Genomic DNA, 17,017 nt, shown 5'->3' with positions numbered 1-17,017 from the left:
ACTTCCGATATCACCTGGCGGCGACAGTGAGCTTGGGCTGAGTGCCGCCGGTCAGCGCCGCTGAACCTGTGAGGGTTCCACCGCCTGCCAGAGTGATCTGGAACGGTCCTCCGGCCGAGCCGGTGACGGTGACTCCGTCGGTACCTACCTCGGCAAGCGCGGCGAGAGCGGACTTCACCACAGCGTTAGTCGCATCGAAAGCAACGGCGGCGGTGGGCTTTCCGTTCACCGTTAGGGTGAAGGTGCCCGCGGTCGGAGCGCCGGAAATCGTGACAGTCCATTGGGTCGGCGGGCGGCCTTTGTGCACCCACTCATACAGCGGGGTGCCGTCGGTGTCCTCGAACGCTTCCACGGTGACGGTGTAGGCGATGGTCTCGGTGTGCACGATCTGTACGTCGTCGACGGTGCTGATCTGCCCGTCGGGGATCCAGATCCGGCGCAGCGCGATATCGGAGTCGAGGGTGTCGATGATCCAGCTCGAATGCGGCAGTTGACGCTTGTTGTGCCGCACCGCAATCGAGTTGCCCGTCACGGTGACGTTCTCGTCGCCATACACGGCGCGCAAAACGAGCGCGTTGATGGATTCGAGGAATGCGAACTGCACCGTGAGGCTGTAGTCGGTCTGCAGGATCTTGACCGTGGAGCCGCCGAAGGCTTTCTTCTTGTCGACGTCGCGTGATTCGGCGAGGGTGTAGCCGTCTTCGCCGATATAGCCGTGATCAAGGAATGCAGGGTCCAGATCGCTGGTGGCGCTGCTCGGACCGGGAGTGCCCAGCGGTGCGCGCAGCAGCGAGCCGGTGGCGCGCGGCATGGCCGCGTAGATATTGGCAACGGTGCTTGCCATGGTCGGTAGCCCCTTTCAGGCGCAAGGCGGACCGGGCCTGCTCGAAAGGGTTGTGCGGCAAGAGAAAAGGACTCGACGCTCGTGTCGGCGAATGTGGTCAGAGTTGGCCGTACTCGCCGATACGGCGTCCGGCGATCCAGGTCTGCAGAACAGAGGTCCGCCACAGCTGTTGGCCAGCGCCGAGGCGGATCGGATCCTGGTCTGTGAGGATGACGTCGGCGAACTTACCCGCTTCGAGCGTGCCGAGGGAGCGCTGCTGGTGTGCGGCCCTGGCGGCATCGAGGGTGTAGGCGCGCAGCGCTTCCACCGGTGTCATGGCCTGCTCGCGATGCCAGCCCCCGAGAGGCTGGCCGTCGCGATCTGTCCTGGTGACTGCGGCATGCCAGCCATCGAACGGGCGATAGGAGGCGACCGGGAAATCACTGCCCGCCGCCAGGATCGTGCCTTGATCGAGGATTCGCCGCCACGCATAGGCACCGGCCAAACGTGGCTCGCCGATGCGTTTCTCGGCCATGAGCCGGTCATCGACCGCGTGCGACGGTTGCATGGACGCGATCAAGCCCAGCCGCCGTATGCGCGGGAAATCCGGGAGCGCGACCACCTGAGCGTGCTCGACCCGATGCCGCAGACCAGAGCGAGGGAAGGATCCCAGAACCTGCTCGAATGCGTTGAGTAGCAATCGGTTTGCGTGATCACCGATGGCGTGGACCGCGACCTGGTATCCGGCGGTAACGATCCGGCGGATCCGGGAGGTCAGTTCGTCCTGGGAGAGCTGCAGCAGTCCCGTCGTGGCGGGCTGGTCGCTGTAGGGATCCAGCAAGGCCGCCCCGTAGGACCCGAGCGCACCGTCGAGGATGAGCTTGACGGTCCGTACGCGCATCAGATCGTTGGCGACGGAGTCGGTGCGGGCCTGGGCTCCGTAGCGGTTGAACGCATCCCAGTTGAGAAATACGTTGTGCCGCAGCGTGAGCCGTCCCCGGTTGATAGCGTCGTAGAGGGTCGCGAGCTGCTCGGGGTTGGTGGACGCCTCGCTCACCGAGGTGAGGCCGGCCTGGTGCAGCATCTGCTGTGCGGCTTGAAGCCGGTGCGCGTACTCGTTCTGGGTCGCCGCCGGGATCACCTGTTCGATCAGCGCCTTGGCGGTGTCGACGAACACGCCCGTGGGTCGGCCGTCGGTGTCTCGCTCGATGTGCCCGCCCGGTGGGTCGGTGTGGCCGGGGCCTGGGACCCCGGCGGCGAGCAGGGCTGCCCGGTTGGCCAATCCGGCGTGGTTGTCGCGGCGTTTGAGCCACATCGGGCGACCATCGAGCGCTGCGTCGATTGGGGCGAGGTCGGCAGCGGTGGGCATCCGGCCCATCCCCCACGCCTCTTGATCCCATCCCCAGCCCAAGATCCACGGCATCTCCGGGTGCGCACGCGCCCACACTGTGATCGCCGCAAGCGCTGCGGGCAGCGACGTGGCCCCCGACAGATCCACTTGGGTGGCCAGAGCACCGAGGGACCAGATGTGGCCGTGCGCATCATGCATGCCAGGCAGGGCGACTCGTCCGCGGCCGTCGATGCGCCGCGCACCCCCCGTCGAGGCGGGGTCCAGTGCGGCGACTCGTCCATCCGCGCCGATGAGCAGGGAGCCGAATTCGCGCAGCGCTCCGTTGCTGGTGCAGGTGTAGCCGCGCACATCGTCCAGCAGCACCGGTTCGACCGGATCGGGATGCGGCCGTGACGGATCCGAGCACGCGGTGATCAACCCGTTCGCGGCGGTGATCGTCGCGGCGGCTCCGATCACGCCGAGCATTCGGCGGCGGCTCACAGTCGTAGGCGGCACCGGTTGGTCATGGTCCAGGCACATGGGTGTGTCCTCTATCGGCAGGTGTTCGGAAAGCGGGTCGCGATGCCGGTGACCGAGTGCTGCAGCGCGCCAGGGCAGACATCAGGTGAGCTGGCCGCGCACGTCGAGGCTGACCGTGGTCTGGTAGCGCGGGTGTCGGGTGTCGGGATCCGCGTGGTTGACCGGGGCACCGACCGTGACGGCGGCACGGATGCGGGGCTCGTGAGGATCGCGGGGCGCGCCCAGCAGCAGGGCGTGACACAGCTCGGCCAGCTGCGCGGCGTCGGGCTCGCGCGAGTCCCAGCATTCGATGATCACCATGCGGGAGGCCAGGATCAGTCGGTCGTCGCCACCGCCAGCGGCGCTGACGCGCACCAGCCGATCCGGGCGCGGGTTAGGGACTTGCGTCGCGACGACGGCGCGATCGGTTCGCGCCGCCAGCCGCGTGCTCAGGTATGCGACGATGAGGGCTTCGATCGCTGGGTAGACGACCAGTTCGCTCACCGGCCGCGCCCGGCGTTGAGCGCTTTGACCAGCGTGTTGTCTTTGGCATTGCGGCGAGCGGCCTTGATCGTGCGGGCGGAGATGGTGACTCGCCAGCGGCCCTGTGGGTGGCGGGCGCCCTGGCGGGAGGCCATCTCGAAGCCTTCGCCCGCGGCTGCTTTCACGCGTCGGCCGCGCGCTTCGACGTCGCGGACCACGCCGGACGCGCGGCGCAGGTTGTAGAAGCCGTCGGGTGCCCATTGGATCTTCGGCTTGGGCATTATCCGTCCACCTTTCGCAGCGTGATGACGTTGCCCGGCGTCCAGCCGAACGGGCCGTGGTTGGCATCGGCGGCGACGCCGATCACCTCGAAACGACCGGCGGGTCCGGACGGCAGATCGATGAGATCTGCTGGTGCGGGCTGGAATTGGGCCGGTACGTACACCTCGACCTCGGTGATGACCCGGTTGTGTCCGTCGAGGTCGGGTTCGCTGGACCGCGATGGCCCCCACCCGTACACGCGCACCGAGATACCGGGTTCGTCCAGGGGCGGGGTGTAGAGCGAGACGGGGTTGCCGTGGGAGTCGGTGCCGCCGTCGCGGTGGCGGTAATGGTTCAGGGTGTGGCGTAGCGGCAGGTTCATGCGACCGGGACGATGCGGTAGTCGGCGAGCAGGTCGCGTTCGACCTGGGTCAGCGCCACTCCGCCGATCGAGCCGTCCGCGCTGACGGTGAGTTGTTCGCTGAACGGTCCTGCGGTGCGGGCGCGCACCGCCGAGGCCGGAGTGTCTTTGGCGCGCTTGGCGATTCCGAGCACGACTCCGACGAGTAGCGGTGGAGGCGTGGGCCATCCGTGGGTGATTTCGATCCGGATGCCGCGTTCTCGGGTCGTCCAGGCGATCGTGCGGCGCAGGTATCCCGTCGGTGACCAGCGGATCTTGGCAAGGTCGATCGGGCGGTCGTTCTCGGTGACCGAGTGCAGATCGAGCAGGCGCAGCGTCGGCACCATCTGTACCCGATCGCCGGAGCCGTCCAGGATGAGGGTCTCGGTGAGGGTCGGGGCGATGTGCCAGCCGCACCAGTCACGCACCAGAGCGTTGGCGATCGCCAATGCCATTGCGGGACTCCCATTTTCGTAGTCGGACAGCGCTGCCTCGTCGGCCAGCGGCGGGAGTGGCGCGGCCAGGGCCGCAGCCGAGGTAGGTGAGCCCGCGTCGGTCATCTCAATCGTGGACGGTCGCCTCGGGGGCCGGTGCTGGAGTGGCCTTCGTCTTCGGTGGGCGAGGCCGGCGAGGGGCTGCGGTGGAGTCGGTTGCGGTTTCGGTCTGCGAGGACGTGGCCTCTACTTCGTGGCCGAACCGGCTGCGCAGTACCTGCGCGATCCGGGACGCTTCCTCGGTCCGGCCCGCCTGGCGGGCGCGGATGTACTGCTCGAGGTACGCGTGAAGGTAGTCTGCTTCGACATCTCGGCTGCTCACGGCGTATGTCCTCCTCAAAGGATGGCTCAAAGGACGAGTAGGTGCCGCTCGCTCCGGCCCAGTTCGTCGGGCCGGAGCGAGGGACTGTGGTGGGTCAGGCGGGCCCGCCGGTACCGGGCTCTTCCTCGCCCGGCTCGCCGCTGGGGACGTCGGGGTTGAGGCCGTCCAGGTCGGCGACCAGACCGGAGAGGGTCGTGAAGTCGAGTTCGCCGGTGCCGTTGTCGATCTGGTCCTTGAGGCGGGCGATCTCGGCGACGATCTCGGCCTTGGCCTTGGTCAGCTGCTTCGCGAGGGCGTCGATCTTGTCCTGATTTGCCATGAACATGCTCCTGATCTCGGTGAACGGATCACTGGTCGTGATCGTGATGTGCCACATCGGCACTCCTCCCTTTCGGTAGGGGGGTCTGAGGGCCTTACTGAGGGCTCACGTGCTGAAACCTGTTGTCCCCGAACGGTGTGCCGCCGCTCGGGGACCAGGTCCCCGCGAGAGATGTCAGCCGCCGAAGTCGGGCGGGGTGAGCCCGCCGATCTCGACGATCGACTGCGGGTAGCGCGCGGCTGTGAAGGCCAGGTATCCGTAGACCTGCAGTCGGGTGGTCAGCGTCGCCGAGCGTGGCGAGGGGAAAACCCTTGTGCGGATACCGGATTCGTAGAGGCGCAGATCCGAGGCGCGCATCACGAGGATGACGTCTTCGTTGTTGGCGGCGCCGAGGGTGATGGGCAGGTTCGGGTCGGTGATGACCGGCAGCCCGTGCAGGTTGCCGACGATCTGTTCGGCGGCGACCGCACCCAGGGTGGCGAGCGCGTTCTGCGGCGAGTTCTGTTGCGGCAGAACCAACGGTCGCTGGGTGTCGTCGAGCTGTGCGAGCAGCCAGCCCCAGCGGCGCGGGTGCATGGCGATCACGGTCGGCGGCTGCAGCCGCTTGGTGTGCACGCGCTGGACCGCGTCGGCGATCGCCCCGTAGACCGAGCGAACCGTCGGGGTCGCGGTGATGGTCGCGATGCCCGCCGTGCGCCGAACGCCCAGCACCTGCCCGGCAGTGCCGGACCCGCCGATCACCTGAATGTCGAGCTTGGCCGCGTAGTCAGCGATCAAGTCCGAAAAGATCACCTGGTCGAAATTGATCGGCGACTGGTCCAGCAGCTGGACGGCGATGTCCTGCTGACCGGCCACGGTGCGCACCGGTGCGGAGACGTAGGTGTCGGTCAGGTCGGTGTCGGCGATCTGGGTGTTGTCGGCGGTCTGGGGTTCGGTCGCGGTGCCGGTGGCGACCTTGGGGATGTTGATCGAGTCGGTGCCCGGTGGCAGTACATCGGATTCGGCGAGGTTGGCGACCGCGCGTCCGGCACGAGCGAGTTCGATGAATTGGTTCATCAACCAGATCGGCGGGACGAAGAACCCGCCGGTGCCGTCGACGCGGTCGAGGTCGCGGTACTCCGGAGAGCGGGTCACGTCCTCGCCGTGGTTACGCAGGCGGTCCTCGGCGGTGCCGTCGGCATCCATCCGGAACGAGAACCGGATCAGGTCCTGGAGGTAGGAGTGGCCGTTGCCGCGCACGTAGGTCGCTGGCTGCTCGGTCACCTGCACGCGGGCCTGGGCGCGGCGCAGTGCGACCGCGCCTTCATCGATCGCGCGGGCGCGTTCGATTTCCTCGTTCAGCTCGGCGATGCGTTGGTCGCAGCCGGTGATCTCGGTGTCGGCGGTGCGGATCTGGTCGGTGAGGTCGCGGAACGCTTGGTCTTCGTCCTCGGTGAGGTCTTCGCGGCCGTTGTCGGCGGCCGTGGCGAGGATCGTGGTACGTGCCGCGAGCAGTGTCGTGCGGTTTTCTCCTGCTTGCTCGCGCAGCGCGATGAGCCTGTTGAGCCGCTCATCCATGATGAGGTGTCCTTTGCTGGGTTCGGGAATGGGTGAATGGCGGCCAGTGCCAGGCCATTTCGCCCAGTGCCAGGGCTTGTGAAGCCCCCGATCCAGTGCCAGGACTCGGGAAACATGGTGTGGGAGTTGGGGGATAAAGCTGTGAGTGGGTGTTGACTACTTCAGTTCGGTGCCCTCACCGAGGGCGATGAGCTGCGCGACACGCAGGGTGTCGGAACGCTTCGGTCGTAGTGCGCCACGCAACCGGCCCAGCAGTTCGTGGGCGGAGCCCAGGCGGTCCGCGCCGACCGATCGGGCCTCGGCCAGCAGGGCGTCATCGACTTCGACGTCGGCCAGCGCGTCGAGAAGTCCGCGCAGGGTGGCCGAGGTGGCGGGGTTCGCGCCGAAGTTCACGACGCTGACATCGCCTTTGTGCAGGCTGATCTCGGTGATGCGGCGCGTGGTCTGTTCACGGTTCCAGGCGTCGTCCTTGACCCGGAACGCGAAGCTCATCTCGTCCATGTCACCGCGCGCCATCTTGGTTTCCAGCCGCTGCACGTCGGGGTCGCGGCGGTCGAGGTCGGCTTCCACGGCCAGGCCCTGCCGGTCGGCCGACAGGCGCAGCGTCCCGGATTTCGTTCTCGCTAGGGGCATTCCGTCGTGGTTGATGAGCAGGTGCAGGTCGGGGCGTTCGCGCAGGGTGACGTCGAAGGCACCGGGGTCGACGGTCTCGTCCCATCCGCCGGCCTCGGATCCGCCATACATCTCGTACGGGGAGTCGAAGATGCTGGCGTATCCGCGCAGCGTGAGTTCGTCGTCGCGGCTGCGTAGCTGCACGTGATGGGCTGCGTAGGAACGGATCTCGCGTGAGTCACGCAGCTTCGTCGAGCGGTCCACTCGGGTCCTCCTGGGGTGTCGGCTCGTCAGAGCTGGCGGGGTCCGCGCCGAGCGGGCCGTAGTTGAGGGGCTGGATGTAGGAGTCGCCGCCGGGGATCGGTGGCAGGTCTTCCAGCGCGCGGATTTCGTTGACGCTCATCCATCCGGCGTTGCGCGCGGAGGCGTAGGCGTCATAGCGGGCTCGCTGGTCTCCGCGCAGCAGGCCGCCGACGTTGAACTTGGCGAACTGCCCGCGGGGCAGCAGGTCTGAGAGGGCGTCTTCGATGCAGGCCAGCCATGGGCGCAGGGTGAAGGTGGTGAACCCGATGCCTTGGGCTTCGATGCCCGCGCCCCAGCTGGTCGATTTCTGGGTGTCGCCGATCATGTGCGGCGGGATGCCGTAGAGCATCGCGATCTCGGCGCGCTGGAATTCGCGGGTGGCCAGGAACTGCGACTCTTCGGGGGTGATGGAGATCGGGCGCCACTTCACCCCGCCGGAGAGCACCGCTGGGTGGCGGCGTCCGCCGTGGGAGGAGATCCACTGCTTTTGCAGGTGGGTCACGGCATCGGCCGAGAGTGGTTGATCGGTCTCGAGCACGGAGCTGGGGTTGGCGCTTTGCCCGAACCAGCGTGCCCCGAACCGTTCGGCGGCCAGCCCGAGTCCGATGCTCTGGCGGGCCTGTGTGATGGGGCTGAGCCCGATCATGCTGCCGGGGAGTACGAAGCGGCGCAGGTGCACGATGTCGGCGGCCGGGATCGGCTGGCCGAGCACGGAGTAGAAGATCTTGCCGCCGGTGGGGACACCTCGGGAGTCGACCCCGTGCAGGATCACCTCGTCGGGGTGCAGCGGTTCGAGCACGGTCGGGAACTGGCTCAGGTCGCGTGCGGTGATGTGCAGGTAGGCGTTGCCGCGCAATGCCAGCGAGCACACCACCTGGAACAACCACTCGAAGCGGGTCCAGCGCGGATCCGGACGCCGTACCCACAGCGGTGCGGGCGAGATCTCCTCACGGACCTGCCCGCGTTTGCGATAGGCGTCGACCGGCAGCGACGCGACCGCGTCGGCCAGCAGGCGCACGCAGGCGTAGACGGTGACGTGCTGCAGGGCGGTGCGTTCGGAGACCGCGATACCGGATTCGGAGATGCCCGCCCAGTTCGCGGGGATCGAGGACAGCTCGGTGAGGGCCCGCGCCTCGCCATCAGTGCCGAGCAGGCGCGAGAGCCAGCTCACGAGCGATCGACTCGCCGGTCGATCAGCGCCGCCGCGATGAGGCAGATCGCTCCAGCGCCGATGATGGCGAATGCTGGCCCTAATAGGCACAGTCCGCCCAATATCGCCGCTGTCCCCGAAATATCGAGCAACAGTATTGTTTTGGCTCTCATACGCTGGTTTCCTCCCACAATTCCTCGGGCCAGTCATGGATCTGCGGGGCCGGGTCATCCGGTGAGAGCAGCGCCCACAACGCCGCGATCGCGGCGACCAGCGGTGCGGCGTCGCTCGGTGAGCGTTTGCGGTCGATCACCCACGCATCCCCCACCGGACGCACCGACGCTGTGGTCGCGGCCAGGTCGAGTCCGGGGTGTGGGAGGTGGCGTAGGCGTTTGTTGTCGACCAGGTCGAACGCTTGGCCGGTCGCGCGCCCGAGATCGGGTCCGGCCCAGGCGATCACGGGAAGTCCGGCGGCGCTCAGCGCGTCGAGCAGGCTCGATACCGGTGCGCCGTTGGCTTGCAGCACCACCGCCTCGATCCGGTCGCGGCGCTCCAGCAGCCAGTCGAGGACCCAGTCAGTTCCGGCGCGGTCGGCGGTGATCTCCACGTGTGCGCGGCCGTCGGCGCGCAACCCTGCCAACGCGATATAGGTGCTCGACCTGTTCCACGACACGTCCACACCCACGACCCGCCGCGATCCCTCGGCGATGCGAGAGCCAGCGTCCAGGCTCGCCGCCCACGTGCCGTCGCCGAATGGTCCGGCGGCGGCCGATTCCAGCCACCTGCACAGCACCTCGACGCTGAACACCGCCGGTGGGTCGGTGCGCAGGGCGGCGGCGATCGCGCGTTCGGTGATCGTGTAGCCCAGGCTGGGGTTGGCCTGCGCCCACGCGTCGCGGTCGCGGCGATCCGCGCTCGGCGGCGCGGACCATTCGAACAGCGCCAGCGAATCGTCCTCGTCGGGTTCGTCGACAAGGTCGTCGGCGACGAGTTCGAGCGCGGTGGCGTCAGCGTCTCCGTCGGGCCAGTCGAGTGCCTGGTGGGCAAGGGCGCGCAGGTAGCGCAGTACCACCGACAGCGAGTCGCCCGCGTTGGAGAAGCCCCACACCTGGGCGTGCGGCCTAGCGAGGGTGGTCTTGGTCGAGGCTCCCCACGCGTCCCAGGACTGGTGCTCGCGTAGCTCGTCGAGTAGTACGAGGTCGCCGGAGAAGCCGCGGGCGCCTCTACGTGACGCGGCGGCGACCCGGTATTGCTCTCCGGCTTGCAGTTTCAGTGACTTCTTGCCGTTGACCTTGACTACGTGCCGGATTCCGGCTGCGAGATCGGGTACGGCTTCGGCGATGTCGACCGCTTCGCCCCATGCCTTTTCAGCGTTGGCGAGATCTTGGGCGGTGCCGATCACGGTTCGCGAGCCGCGCACGTAGATGTGCCACAACGCCAGGATCAGCATGCACAGCGTCTTGCCGTTCTGGCGGGCTATGAGGACGAGAACTGTCCGGAACCGGTACAGGCCGTCGGGGCGTAGCTCGAGGGCGTGGATGAACAGCCACTTCTGCCACGGCAGCAACCGGATCCCCAGCGTTGTCTCGGCGAAGTCGATGACCGAGAAGCCGTGGGTCGTCTCGCGTGTCAGCTCCCGCAGCGGCGGGGTGAAGATGCGTGGCTGTTCACAGCCCCTACGCGGGGTGTCCAAACTCGCGCCGCAAACTGGTCAGCGTCGACTCGACTCCGTTGCCGCCGCCGTCACCGAACGCTCGCCGGCCTCCCGGAGTGCCGCCCAGCTCGGCGAGCGCCCGCAGCAGGTGCGGACCGAGGTACAGGGCCTTGGTCGCATCCTGACCGCCGCGACTGATCCCGGCTTCGATCTGCACCGCGTAGCGCAGTGCCAAATCGACCGCCGCCTGATCGGCGGGAGTCAGCCACGTCATCTCCTCGACCGCTGCGGCGACCGACTCCGGTAGCGAGCGCGCCATCAGGACTCCACTGCCCGCAACCGCGTTACAGCGCTCTGTTTGTTCTCTCGCGCAGCGGCTTTCACCGATTCCAAGTAGTCGCCGACCTCGCTGCCGTCACCAGGTGCGGCACGACCGGCGAGCATGTCGGCGCGCATCCGCATCACCTCCAGGCCCTGCTCGACTGCTTTCGGATCGCCCTGGCCGATGTACTTCCACAGACCGAGCAGCATCGCGTCCAGACGTTCGAGGTCCAGGCGGGTACGGGTCTCGGGCGCTTCCTCGTGCGCCTGCAGCGCGGCGGTCACCATGTCGTAGGCGTCGGCTTCAGTGATATCGAGCTGTTCGGCGATCTTCGGGTAGGAAACCCCGGCCTTGCGGAGCTGCAGCGCATGTTGTGGCGCACCGGATTTCGATCGATTCACGTCGGCTCACCCCTTTCGAAGTTGCGCGTACGTCGCATCAAGATTCAGGTGCGCTAACACGTTGTGCCACAACGGATTGACTCGCTCAGAACGGCGGGTTTCGGTGGGTGATAGGCGAGCGGCGGTCCGCGCTCCCCTGCCCTTTCCGTTCGGAGCTACCCGTCGGGTCCAGGCCGGGCAGCGCAGGCCGCCGCCAGCTCCGGCGAGGCGTGCGTCCCCGCCGGGGTCGGGGTCCGTAGCGAGCGGATGCCCCGTCCGTGTGGAGTCCGAGACTCGAACTCGGCGCCCCTGCCCACTGGCAGGCTCCAACCCTGGCTCCACCCCGCCGCCCGTCGACTGCGGGTCCATCTGCCGGTCGCGATCCGGAAGCGATCACACCATATCTCCGTAATACATTGTGCAGCAACATATTACGGTGTTCTATGGCGCTTGACTTCGTTCCCGGTCAGAGCGTTCATGGTGGTGTACCTAGACCAGGAGGGGAGCACCACGATGACCGTGGATCGACGCAAAGAGGAGCTGGAGGTCGAGTGGAACGACGAGCCGGATCCCGACGCTGGCGACTGGATGGACTGGGAGGGCGTCACGGTTGATGACTGGGGCCACGCCCTGGTCGACGTACGCGGCGGCACCGTACGGATCGCGGTCTATGACGCCATCAACGGCAACGACGTGATCTTGACGCTGCTGCCCGAGCAGGCGACGGAGTTCGCCGAGTGGGTCGACACGGCCGTCGCGTCGGCCATCGAGAACCAGAGGCGAGCATGATCCCCGGCACGCTGATCTACTGGCTCGGAGCGACCGGCGTCGACGCGACCGTCGGCAAAGTCATCGCCTGCCCAGCGATCGACCCCGACGGGTTCGCCCACCACGGCCTCGCCGAGGTCCGCTGGGCGGACGGCGAATTCGACCTGTGCACCCTCGACGAGATCGAGGAAATCCCGGCTCCGACACCCGAACAGGTCGCCCAGTTCTGACCGCGAGACCGACACACCCTCGCGAGGCCGTGAGTTCCACGGCCTCGCGTCCGTCGACGTGCGTCACCGGCCTCGAAGGCCGGGTTTCCGTCCGTTTCAGGTTAATAGGTTGTGCCGCAATATCTTTCGAGTCGTGATGCGCTTGACTTCACCTACCGGCAGAGCATTCATGGTGTTGCCACCAAAGACGATCACGCGCGCAATGGCGACCGCCCAGTTCAACTGGGGAATTCATTCTCTTTGAAAGATGTGCCACGATACGAGCGACCGCCCACCAAGCTGTCACACTTCGGGCGGTTTCGTTGAGCCAGAGGGCATTTCGATAGATCGAGCGTCGAATGTGTCCAACGAATGGCGACCTGGAGGGGATCATGACATTCAGTCAGCAGCACCAGAGGCACGGTCGACGACGAACCCGCATAGTCCGGGCCGCCGCCATCCTCGCGACGATCATCACACTCACTCTCGATGCCGCTGGCGCATCAGCACGGCCAGCCGATCCGCCATACCCTATCGGTGGCTCGATCAAGGTCGAATACGACGAGACCGGAGGATTCGACTTCTTCGGCAACGCGACCAACCCGGAATCCGACGCCGCACGAGGAGGCCGCTGGCAAGCCTTCGAGAAGAACAGCTCCATCTACTGGCACCCCTTGGTCACCGGCGGCCACGCCCACCAGATCGGCGGTAGCATTCGAGACAAGTGGGGTCAACTCGGCTGGGAGAACGGGACGTTGAAGTATCCGACTAGCAGGGAGGTGCCAGCCGGGAAGCCCGGAAGGTTCAACAACTTCGAGGGCGGGGCGATCTACTGGTCGGGTAACACCGGGGCACACAGCATCTGGGGCTCGATTTTCGACAAGTGGGGTAACTACGGCTGGGAGAACGGTCGGCTCGGCTTCCCGACCAGCGACGAGTTCGGCACTCGCGACAACGGCGCTGGTCAGCACATGGAAGGCGGCGAGATCTATTACTCACCGCGCAACGGTGCCTATGCAGTGTGGGGGGCGATCCGTGACCAATGGGTGAAAGCCGGGTGGGAGAACGGACAATACGGATACCCAACCACCGACGAAGTCGACGGCGGGAACACCAGCAACACCCCGACCGGGTACGAAGGCAAGTGCCAATCCTTCGAGAAGGGGGTCATCACCTGGAATTTCGCGCTGCCGCTCTACGACAAAAACTTCTCATCGGTCTCCACGAACCCGACACCTGTGCTGACCATCTTCAATCAGTCCAAATACAAGAGCGAAGTCGACAACGCAATCCAGTCGTGGAACTCCAAGGGGCGCGTAAAAGTGGTGTCGGTCGGTGACCGGCAACCCATCATCCATGTGTTCGACGAAAATCGTGCCGACGTCTCCTACGTCGGGCTTTACACCAAGAACTCCGACATCAGGCTCAACTCGCACTACATGGACACATACGGCCCCGACCTGAACAAAAACACCGTCCTGCACGAGATGGGTCATGCGCTAGGGCTGCGTCACAGCTGCAAGAACAACATCATGTTCGCCAGTGTCACACCAAAACTCGACTTCGGAGACATCGATAACAGTTCCTACCGAACGATGTGGGGAGCGTCCTGATCATGCACGGAACCATCAAATCTGCCGCCGCGCGAGTCGTTCATTTCGCCGTCGCCGCGCTCGCCACAGCTGTCGTGGCAGGCTGTGTAGGGCCGCAGCCGTCACCGGAACCACCGGCACCGAACGTCGTCCAGGTCACAAGCGATACAGCATTCGATCCGGGCGATCCCAAAGCAGTCGCCGGTTGGGCCGACGCCATCTTCGTCGGAACCGTAGAGAAGTACCTGTACACCGAGGCTCCGACGTCCGGCACGCCCGAGACTCAGTTCCAGGTGTCGGTCGTCACGGAACTCAAAGGTGACCTGCCTGCCAAAGTGGTGGTAAACCAGTTCGGCGGCATCGCACGCAACCACGACCTCATCGTCGTCGACGGTATGCCGCTGATCTCCGCCGGGAAGTCCTACCTGTTCATCGCTAGGTACTACGCCGAAAAGAAATGGCTCACCATCGCCAACGGGCTCGGTGCTACTGAACTGACCGGCCCGAACCGGGCAAACCGTGAGGCCGAACCGGATGCCGTCAAACGCATGCGCGACGCCATCGCCCATCAGAAACCATTCGCAGACGAGAACACACGGCCGAAACTGCCGGACCCCGCAAGCCTTCCCTCGGACGTGACCGGCACACCGACACCGCAGAAGACTCCGACCACGAGCCCTCCGTCGACCACCCCAACCAGATAGCCGCCCGCACTGACGGGCACCTCAACCCAGAACCCGAGCAGATCGCCCAGGTGGCCGAATTCTGACCAACAGACGATCGAACATCAACCGTGCGAGGCCGTGAAATCTACGGCCTCGCCGTCGTTTCGGTGCGGGACCGTACGTGTGTGCTCCTGGAACCGGCGGCAGATGACATCGGCGTAGCGCGGATCCAGCTCGACCAGGCGCGCGGCTGACCCGTGCTGGTGGGCGGCGATGAGGGTGGAGCCACTGCCACCGAACAGGTCCAGGACCCGGCCGCCGGAGCGCAGCGAGTTCGCCAGCATCGCCTCGATCAGCGCGACCGGCTTCATCGTCGGATGCTCACGGTTGGCCGAGGGCTTGTCGAACTCGAACACCGTGGCCTGGGCGTTGTCGCCCTGCCAGCGATCCCCACCACGTCCGAGCCGCCCCTCGCCCCCGGGTGTGAATCCGTAGAGGATCGGCTCGTGCTTGTAGTGATAGTCCGACCGGCCCATGACGATCGTGTTCTTCACCCACACCAGGTTCTGCCGCACCAGCACTCCGGCCTCGCGCAACGCGGTCTCGAACCGCAAGCGTTCGGAGTCGGCGTGTGCGACATAGACCGGCGCACCGGGCCGGGCGACCGCGACCATCGAGGCGAACGCTCCGGAAAGCAGTTCGTCGAGGTCGGCGACGGCGTCGCCCTGGATCCGCAGGGCGTCCTTGGTCTTGCCGACGTAGTCGACACCGTAGGGCGGGTCGGTCCATACACAGTCGGCCTGCTCGCCATCCATCAGCGCTTCGACCGCAGCGAAGTCGGTGGCGTCGCCGACCGCGAGCCTGTGCGGCCCCAGCTGCCAGATATCGCCGGACACGCTGATCGGGGCGTCGGGTAGTTCCGGGATGTCGTCGGGGTCGGTGTGGGTCTCGCGCGGAATGATCTCGGCGACGAGCTTGTCGAAATCGTCGGGGCTGTAACCGGTTCCAGCGAGGTCATCGAGACCGTCGAGGAGTTCGAACAACGCGGCGTGATCGTAGTCGCCGAGGTCGGCAGTGCGGTTGTCGGCGGCGACGATGCGCCGCGCGGTTTGCTCATCGACGTCGATGATCCCAACGGCCAACTCCTCCCAGCCGAGCTGGCGCGCAGCGAGCAGGGTGTGGTTGCCCGCGAGCACCTCCATGGCCCGGCCGGTGAGAGTGCCTTCGTTGACTACGACGGGCCGATACTGGCCGGTGGCGTCGAGGGACTGCGCGATCGCGTCGACGTTGCCTCGGCGTGGGTTGCCCTCGAAGGTGCGCAGTCGATCCACGGCGAGGGTGTCGAATCGGATCGAGGTGACCGGGCGACTCACGCGCACACCTCGCCGGCCACTGGAAGTTCCGCGTGCCTCGCGCGATGGGGGTATGCCCGCGGGGGGAGATTGCCCAGTGCCCGGGAGTAGACAAGCCCGATCGCGTTCAACTTTCCACCCGCCCCTCCCCGCCAGCGGCGGTTGTCGGATACGCTCACGTCGCCTTTCAACTCGACTCCAGCCCCTCGCGCGCGGGGGCTGGAGATGAGATGGGAGGTGATGTTGATGTCGAAGTCGGACAAGAGCGCTCGTAGCCAACGGGCGCAATGGGCAGACCGAGTCGCGAAATGGGGACCGCTGGTCCTCGCGGTCTACCGAACTTTCCGTGACATCTGCGATCGGCTGCACGGCTAGTCACCGGGCATCCAAATTGCCAGCCGGGTCTGACTAACCCGATCTGGCCACCATCATTACCCTTCGTGGGGCTGTCTTCCTGGGGACCAGGACCGGAGCGCTCGACAGGCACGGACTGGGGAAGAAGTTGATAGATTGTGGCGTCCGGACGATCGAGGGCGCCACACTGTCTCGCCAGCTCACAGTCCAATTCATCTAGCACGAACCGCATTCGGATCGTCAGAAGTCCGACCGCACCCACTCCCCAGCCACTGGCGCGGTGTTGCCGCGAGACCGGTTGCAGCGCAGGTGACTTGGACGCGCGTTGGTCGGATCCAGGGCCAGGTGTGAGTGGGTGCTGACCGGATAGAAGTGATCGGCCTCGAAGCCCTCCGGCGCGAACCTGGCGGCGTCGTAGTCGATCGGCTGCCCGCAGCGCCAGCACGGCAGCCTCCGGGCACGAAGGTCCGCGACGATGACCCGCCACCGATGGGTTTGGCGCGGGTCCGTCGTCACCGTTGTCGGTGCTAGCTGCCGGTCGGGATGCCAGCCGAGCCGCTACCGAGCTCGGTGAGCGAGATCAGGAACAGGATCCACTGAATGAACAAAGGCATATCGATTCCTCTCGATGAAATATCTACTGCGCGAACGGCATTGGATGCATGAGCCGTTCGATTCCCCTACGACGCCACCGAGGCGATCCGGCCCTACAGCACAGAGCAAAGGTCAACGCCGGATCACTTCAGCAACAAGGGCTTTGAGCACCGGACCGGATACCCCTCTGGGAGGCCACCATCGGAAGCGATGCGGGACAACGAGCACCCTCGATCGGAGGGCTACAGATGCCCTTCCACGACGAAACCCCGGTCCGAAAGGGAAGGACCGGGGTTTCAGGTACACGTGTACCACTTGCTTACAGCGTCCCTGAGACGAGCGGTGGATGTCAAGGGCTTACCGCTCAACCGGCCCATGGGCGACGCCGCACGGCTATCGTAGGGCCGACATCCAGCTGGGCTCGGACGTGCTCGACGCTGACGGTAGAGGGGACGGCATGCGCAACTTCGCAGCGAAGATCTGGGCGCCTGAAGGCGCTCGCCCACATATCTTCGTGACGCCGATGCGTTGCAATTCTGATTGATCTTGAGCCG

General features: G+C 66.1%; 21 protein-coding genes. 5 read left to right on the top strand and 16 right to left on the bottom strand.

Going from position 1 to position 17,017, the window contains the following annotated elements; translation table 11 throughout:
• Positions 1-10: 10 nt before the first annotated feature.
• The 14 genes from ACQPW1_RS02065 to ACQPW1_RS02000 all read right to left on the bottom strand — a co-directional run bounded on the left by ACQPW1_RS02065 (position 11) and on the right by ACQPW1_RS02000 (position 10,950).
• Positions 11-844, bottom strand: a complete 834-nt coding sequence (locus ACQPW1_RS02065; RefSeq protein WP_433661083.1) for a hypothetical protein — start codon at positions 842-844, stop codon at positions 11-13.
• A 97-nt stretch (positions 845-941) separates the two neighbouring features.
• A complete protein-coding gene (locus ACQPW1_RS02060; protein ID WP_433661082.1) occupies positions 942-2,693 on the bottom strand; it encodes an amidohydrolase in 1,752 nt (583 codons plus the stop codon).
• 81 nt (positions 2,694-2,774) lie between these two features.
• Positions 2,775-3,176, bottom strand: coding sequence for a hypothetical protein (locus ACQPW1_RS02055; protein WP_433661081.1), 402 nt, complete (start codon positions 3,174-3,176; stop codon positions 2,775-2,777).
• The gene (locus ACQPW1_RS02050; protein ID WP_433661080.1) at positions 3,173-3,436 is read right to left on the bottom strand and encodes a hypothetical protein; all 264 of its coding nucleotides are present in this window, start codon (positions 3,434-3,436) and stop codon (positions 3,173-3,175) included. The genes ACQPW1_RS02055 and ACQPW1_RS02050 overlap by 4 nt, the downstream gene beginning before the upstream one ends.
• The gene (locus tag ACQPW1_RS02045) at positions 3,436-3,798 is read right to left on the bottom strand and encodes a hypothetical protein (protein ID WP_433661079.1); all 363 of its coding nucleotides are present in this window, start codon (positions 3,796-3,798) and stop codon (positions 3,436-3,438) included. Before ACQPW1_RS02045 ends, ACQPW1_RS02050 begins: the two co-directional genes overlap by 1 nt.
• Positions 3,795-4,376: a hypothetical protein gene (locus ACQPW1_RS02040; RefSeq protein ID WP_433661078.1), complete on the bottom strand. Its 582-nt coding sequence runs from the start codon at positions 4,374-4,376 to the stop codon at positions 3,795-3,797. Before ACQPW1_RS02040 ends, ACQPW1_RS02045 begins: the two co-directional genes overlap by 4 nt.
• A gap of 1 nt (position 4,377) precedes the next feature.
• Positions 4,378-4,632, bottom strand: a complete 255-nt coding sequence (locus tag ACQPW1_RS02035) for a hypothetical protein (protein WP_433661077.1) — start codon at positions 4,630-4,632, stop codon at positions 4,378-4,380.
• A 94-nt stretch (positions 4,633-4,726) separates the two neighbouring features.
• Entirely contained in the window at positions 4,727-5,008 is a 282-nt protein-coding gene (locus tag ACQPW1_RS02030) for a hypothetical protein (protein WP_433661076.1), read from the bottom strand.
• A 117-nt stretch (positions 5,009-5,125) separates the two neighbouring features.
• Positions 5,126-6,508: a phage major capsid protein gene (locus tag ACQPW1_RS02025; protein ID WP_433661075.1), complete on the bottom strand. Its 1,383-nt coding sequence runs from the start codon at positions 6,506-6,508 to the stop codon at positions 5,126-5,128.
• 156 nt (positions 6,509-6,664) lie between these two features.
• Positions 6,665-7,384, bottom strand: a complete 720-nt coding sequence (locus ACQPW1_RS02020; protein WP_433661074.1) for an HK97 family phage prohead protease — start codon at positions 7,382-7,384, stop codon at positions 6,665-6,667.
• A complete protein-coding gene (locus ACQPW1_RS02015; RefSeq protein ID WP_433661073.1) occupies positions 7,359-8,594 on the bottom strand; it encodes a phage portal protein in 1,236 nt (411 codons plus the stop codon). Before ACQPW1_RS02015 ends, ACQPW1_RS02020 begins: the two co-directional genes overlap by 26 nt.
• A gap of 148 nt (positions 8,595-8,742) precedes the next feature.
• A complete protein-coding gene (locus tag ACQPW1_RS02010) occupies positions 8,743-10,266 on the bottom strand; it encodes a terminase large subunit domain-containing protein (RefSeq protein ID WP_433661072.1) in 1,524 nt (507 codons plus the stop codon).
• On the bottom strand, positions 10,250-10,546 hold the full coding sequence (locus ACQPW1_RS02005) for a terminase small subunit (protein WP_433661071.1): 297 nt from the start codon (positions 10,544-10,546) through the stop codon (positions 10,250-10,252). The genes ACQPW1_RS02010 and ACQPW1_RS02005 overlap by 17 nt, the downstream gene beginning before the upstream one ends.
• The gene (locus ACQPW1_RS02000; RefSeq protein ID WP_433661070.1) at positions 10,546-10,950 is read right to left on the bottom strand and encodes a hypothetical protein; all 405 of its coding nucleotides are present in this window, start codon (positions 10,948-10,950) and stop codon (positions 10,546-10,548) included. The genes ACQPW1_RS02005 and ACQPW1_RS02000 overlap by 1 nt, the downstream gene beginning before the upstream one ends.
• A gap of 492 nt (positions 10,951-11,442) precedes the next feature.
• Between ACQPW1_RS02000 and ACQPW1_RS01995 the strand changes: the two genes are divergently transcribed.
• From ACQPW1_RS01995 to ACQPW1_RS01980, 4 genes are all read left to right on the top strand, one after another.
• The gene (locus ACQPW1_RS01995) at positions 11,443-11,718 is read left to right on the top strand and encodes a hypothetical protein (RefSeq protein WP_433661069.1); all 276 of its coding nucleotides are present in this window, start codon (positions 11,443-11,445) and stop codon (positions 11,716-11,718) included.
• Positions 11,715-11,927, top strand: a complete 213-nt coding sequence (locus tag ACQPW1_RS01990) for a hypothetical protein (protein WP_433661068.1) — start codon at positions 11,715-11,717, stop codon at positions 11,925-11,927. Before ACQPW1_RS01995 ends, ACQPW1_RS01990 begins: the two co-directional genes overlap by 4 nt.
• Positions 11,928-12,298: 371 nt before the next feature.
• Positions 12,299-13,519, top strand: a complete 1,221-nt coding sequence (locus ACQPW1_RS01985) for a hypothetical protein (RefSeq protein ID WP_433661067.1) — start codon at positions 12,299-12,301, stop codon at positions 13,517-13,519.
• A 2-nt stretch (positions 13,520-13,521) separates the two neighbouring features.
• Positions 13,522-14,202, top strand: coding sequence for a hypothetical protein (locus ACQPW1_RS01980; RefSeq protein WP_433661066.1), 681 nt, complete (start codon positions 13,522-13,524; stop codon positions 14,200-14,202).
• Between the two features lie 83 nt (positions 14,203-14,285).
• Here ACQPW1_RS01980 and ACQPW1_RS01975 read toward each other — a convergent pair whose 3' ends face one another.
• Positions 14,286-15,536, bottom strand: coding sequence for a DNA modification methylase (locus tag ACQPW1_RS01975; RefSeq protein ID WP_433661065.1), 1,251 nt, complete (start codon positions 15,534-15,536; stop codon positions 14,286-14,288).
• 225 nt (positions 15,537-15,761) lie between these two features.
• On the opposite strand from ACQPW1_RS01975, the gene ACQPW1_RS01970 reads away from it, so the two are divergent.
• Complete coding sequence (locus tag ACQPW1_RS01970; protein WP_433661064.1) at positions 15,762-15,890, top strand: hypothetical protein; 129 nt, start codon at positions 15,762-15,764, stop codon at positions 15,888-15,890.
• 219 nt (positions 15,891-16,109) lie between these two features.
• On the opposite strand, the gene ACQPW1_RS01965 is transcribed toward ACQPW1_RS01970, so the two are convergent.
• The gene (locus ACQPW1_RS01965; protein ID WP_433661063.1) at positions 16,110-16,385 is read right to left on the bottom strand and encodes an HNH endonuclease; all 276 of its coding nucleotides are present in this window, start codon (positions 16,383-16,385) and stop codon (positions 16,110-16,112) included.
• Positions 16,386-17,017 lie beyond the last annotated feature (632 nt).

The sequence above is a fragment of the Nocardia sp. CA-128927 genome (genome assembly GCF_050955855.1).
In the GTDB taxonomy this organism is placed as follows: Bacteria; Actinomycetota; Actinomycetes; order Mycobacteriales; family Mycobacteriaceae; genus Nocardia.
Note: the sequence above shows the minus strand (reverse complement) of the source record. Positions and strands in the feature narration are given on the sequence as shown.

Bases quoted from the DNA above. Each gene is read 5' to 3' on its own strand.
- ACQPW1_RS02065 (WP_433661083.1), bottom strand. From the start codon at position 844: ATGGCAAGCACCGTTGCCAATATCTACGCGGCCATGCCGCGCGCCACC.
- ACQPW1_RS02060 (WP_433661082.1), bottom strand. From the start codon at position 2,693: ATGTGCCTGGACCATGACCAACCGGTGCCGCCTACGACTGTGAGCCGC.
- ACQPW1_RS02050 (WP_433661080.1), bottom strand. From the start codon at position 3,436: ATGCCCAAGCCGAAGATCCAATGGGCACCCGACGGCTTCTACAACCTG.
- ACQPW1_RS02045 (WP_433661079.1), bottom strand. From the start codon at position 3,798: ATGAACCTGCCGCTACGCCACACCCTGAACCATTACCGCCACCGCGAC.
- ACQPW1_RS02040 (WP_433661078.1), bottom strand. From the start codon at position 4,376: ATGACCGACGCGGGCTCACCTACCTCGGCTGCGGCCCTGGCCGCGCCA.
- ACQPW1_RS02030 (WP_433661076.1), bottom strand. From the start codon at position 5,008: ATGTGGCACATCACGATCACGACCAGTGATCCGTTCACCGAGATCAGG.
- ACQPW1_RS02025 (WP_433661075.1), bottom strand. From the start codon at position 6,508: ATGGATGAGCGGCTCAACAGGCTCATCGCGCTGCGCGAGCAAGCAGGA.
- ACQPW1_RS02005 (WP_433661071.1), bottom strand. From the start codon at position 10,546: ATGGCGCGCTCGCTACCGGAGTCGGTCGCCGCAGCGGTCGAGGAGATG.
- ACQPW1_RS01995 (WP_433661069.1), top strand. From the start codon at position 11,443: ATGACCGTGGATCGACGCAAAGAGGAGCTGGAGGTCGAGTGGAACGAC.
- ACQPW1_RS01990 (WP_433661068.1), top strand. From the start codon at position 11,715: ATGATCCCCGGCACGCTGATCTACTGGCTCGGAGCGACCGGCGTCGAC.
- ACQPW1_RS01985 (WP_433661067.1), top strand. From the start codon at position 12,299: ATGACATTCAGTCAGCAGCACCAGAGGCACGGTCGACGACGAACCCGC.
- ACQPW1_RS01980 (WP_433661066.1), top strand. From the start codon at position 13,522: ATGCACGGAACCATCAAATCTGCCGCCGCGCGAGTCGTTCATTTCGCC.
- ACQPW1_RS01970 (WP_433661064.1), top strand. From the start codon at position 15,762: ATGTCGAAGTCGGACAAGAGCGCTCGTAGCCAACGGGCGCAATGGGCA.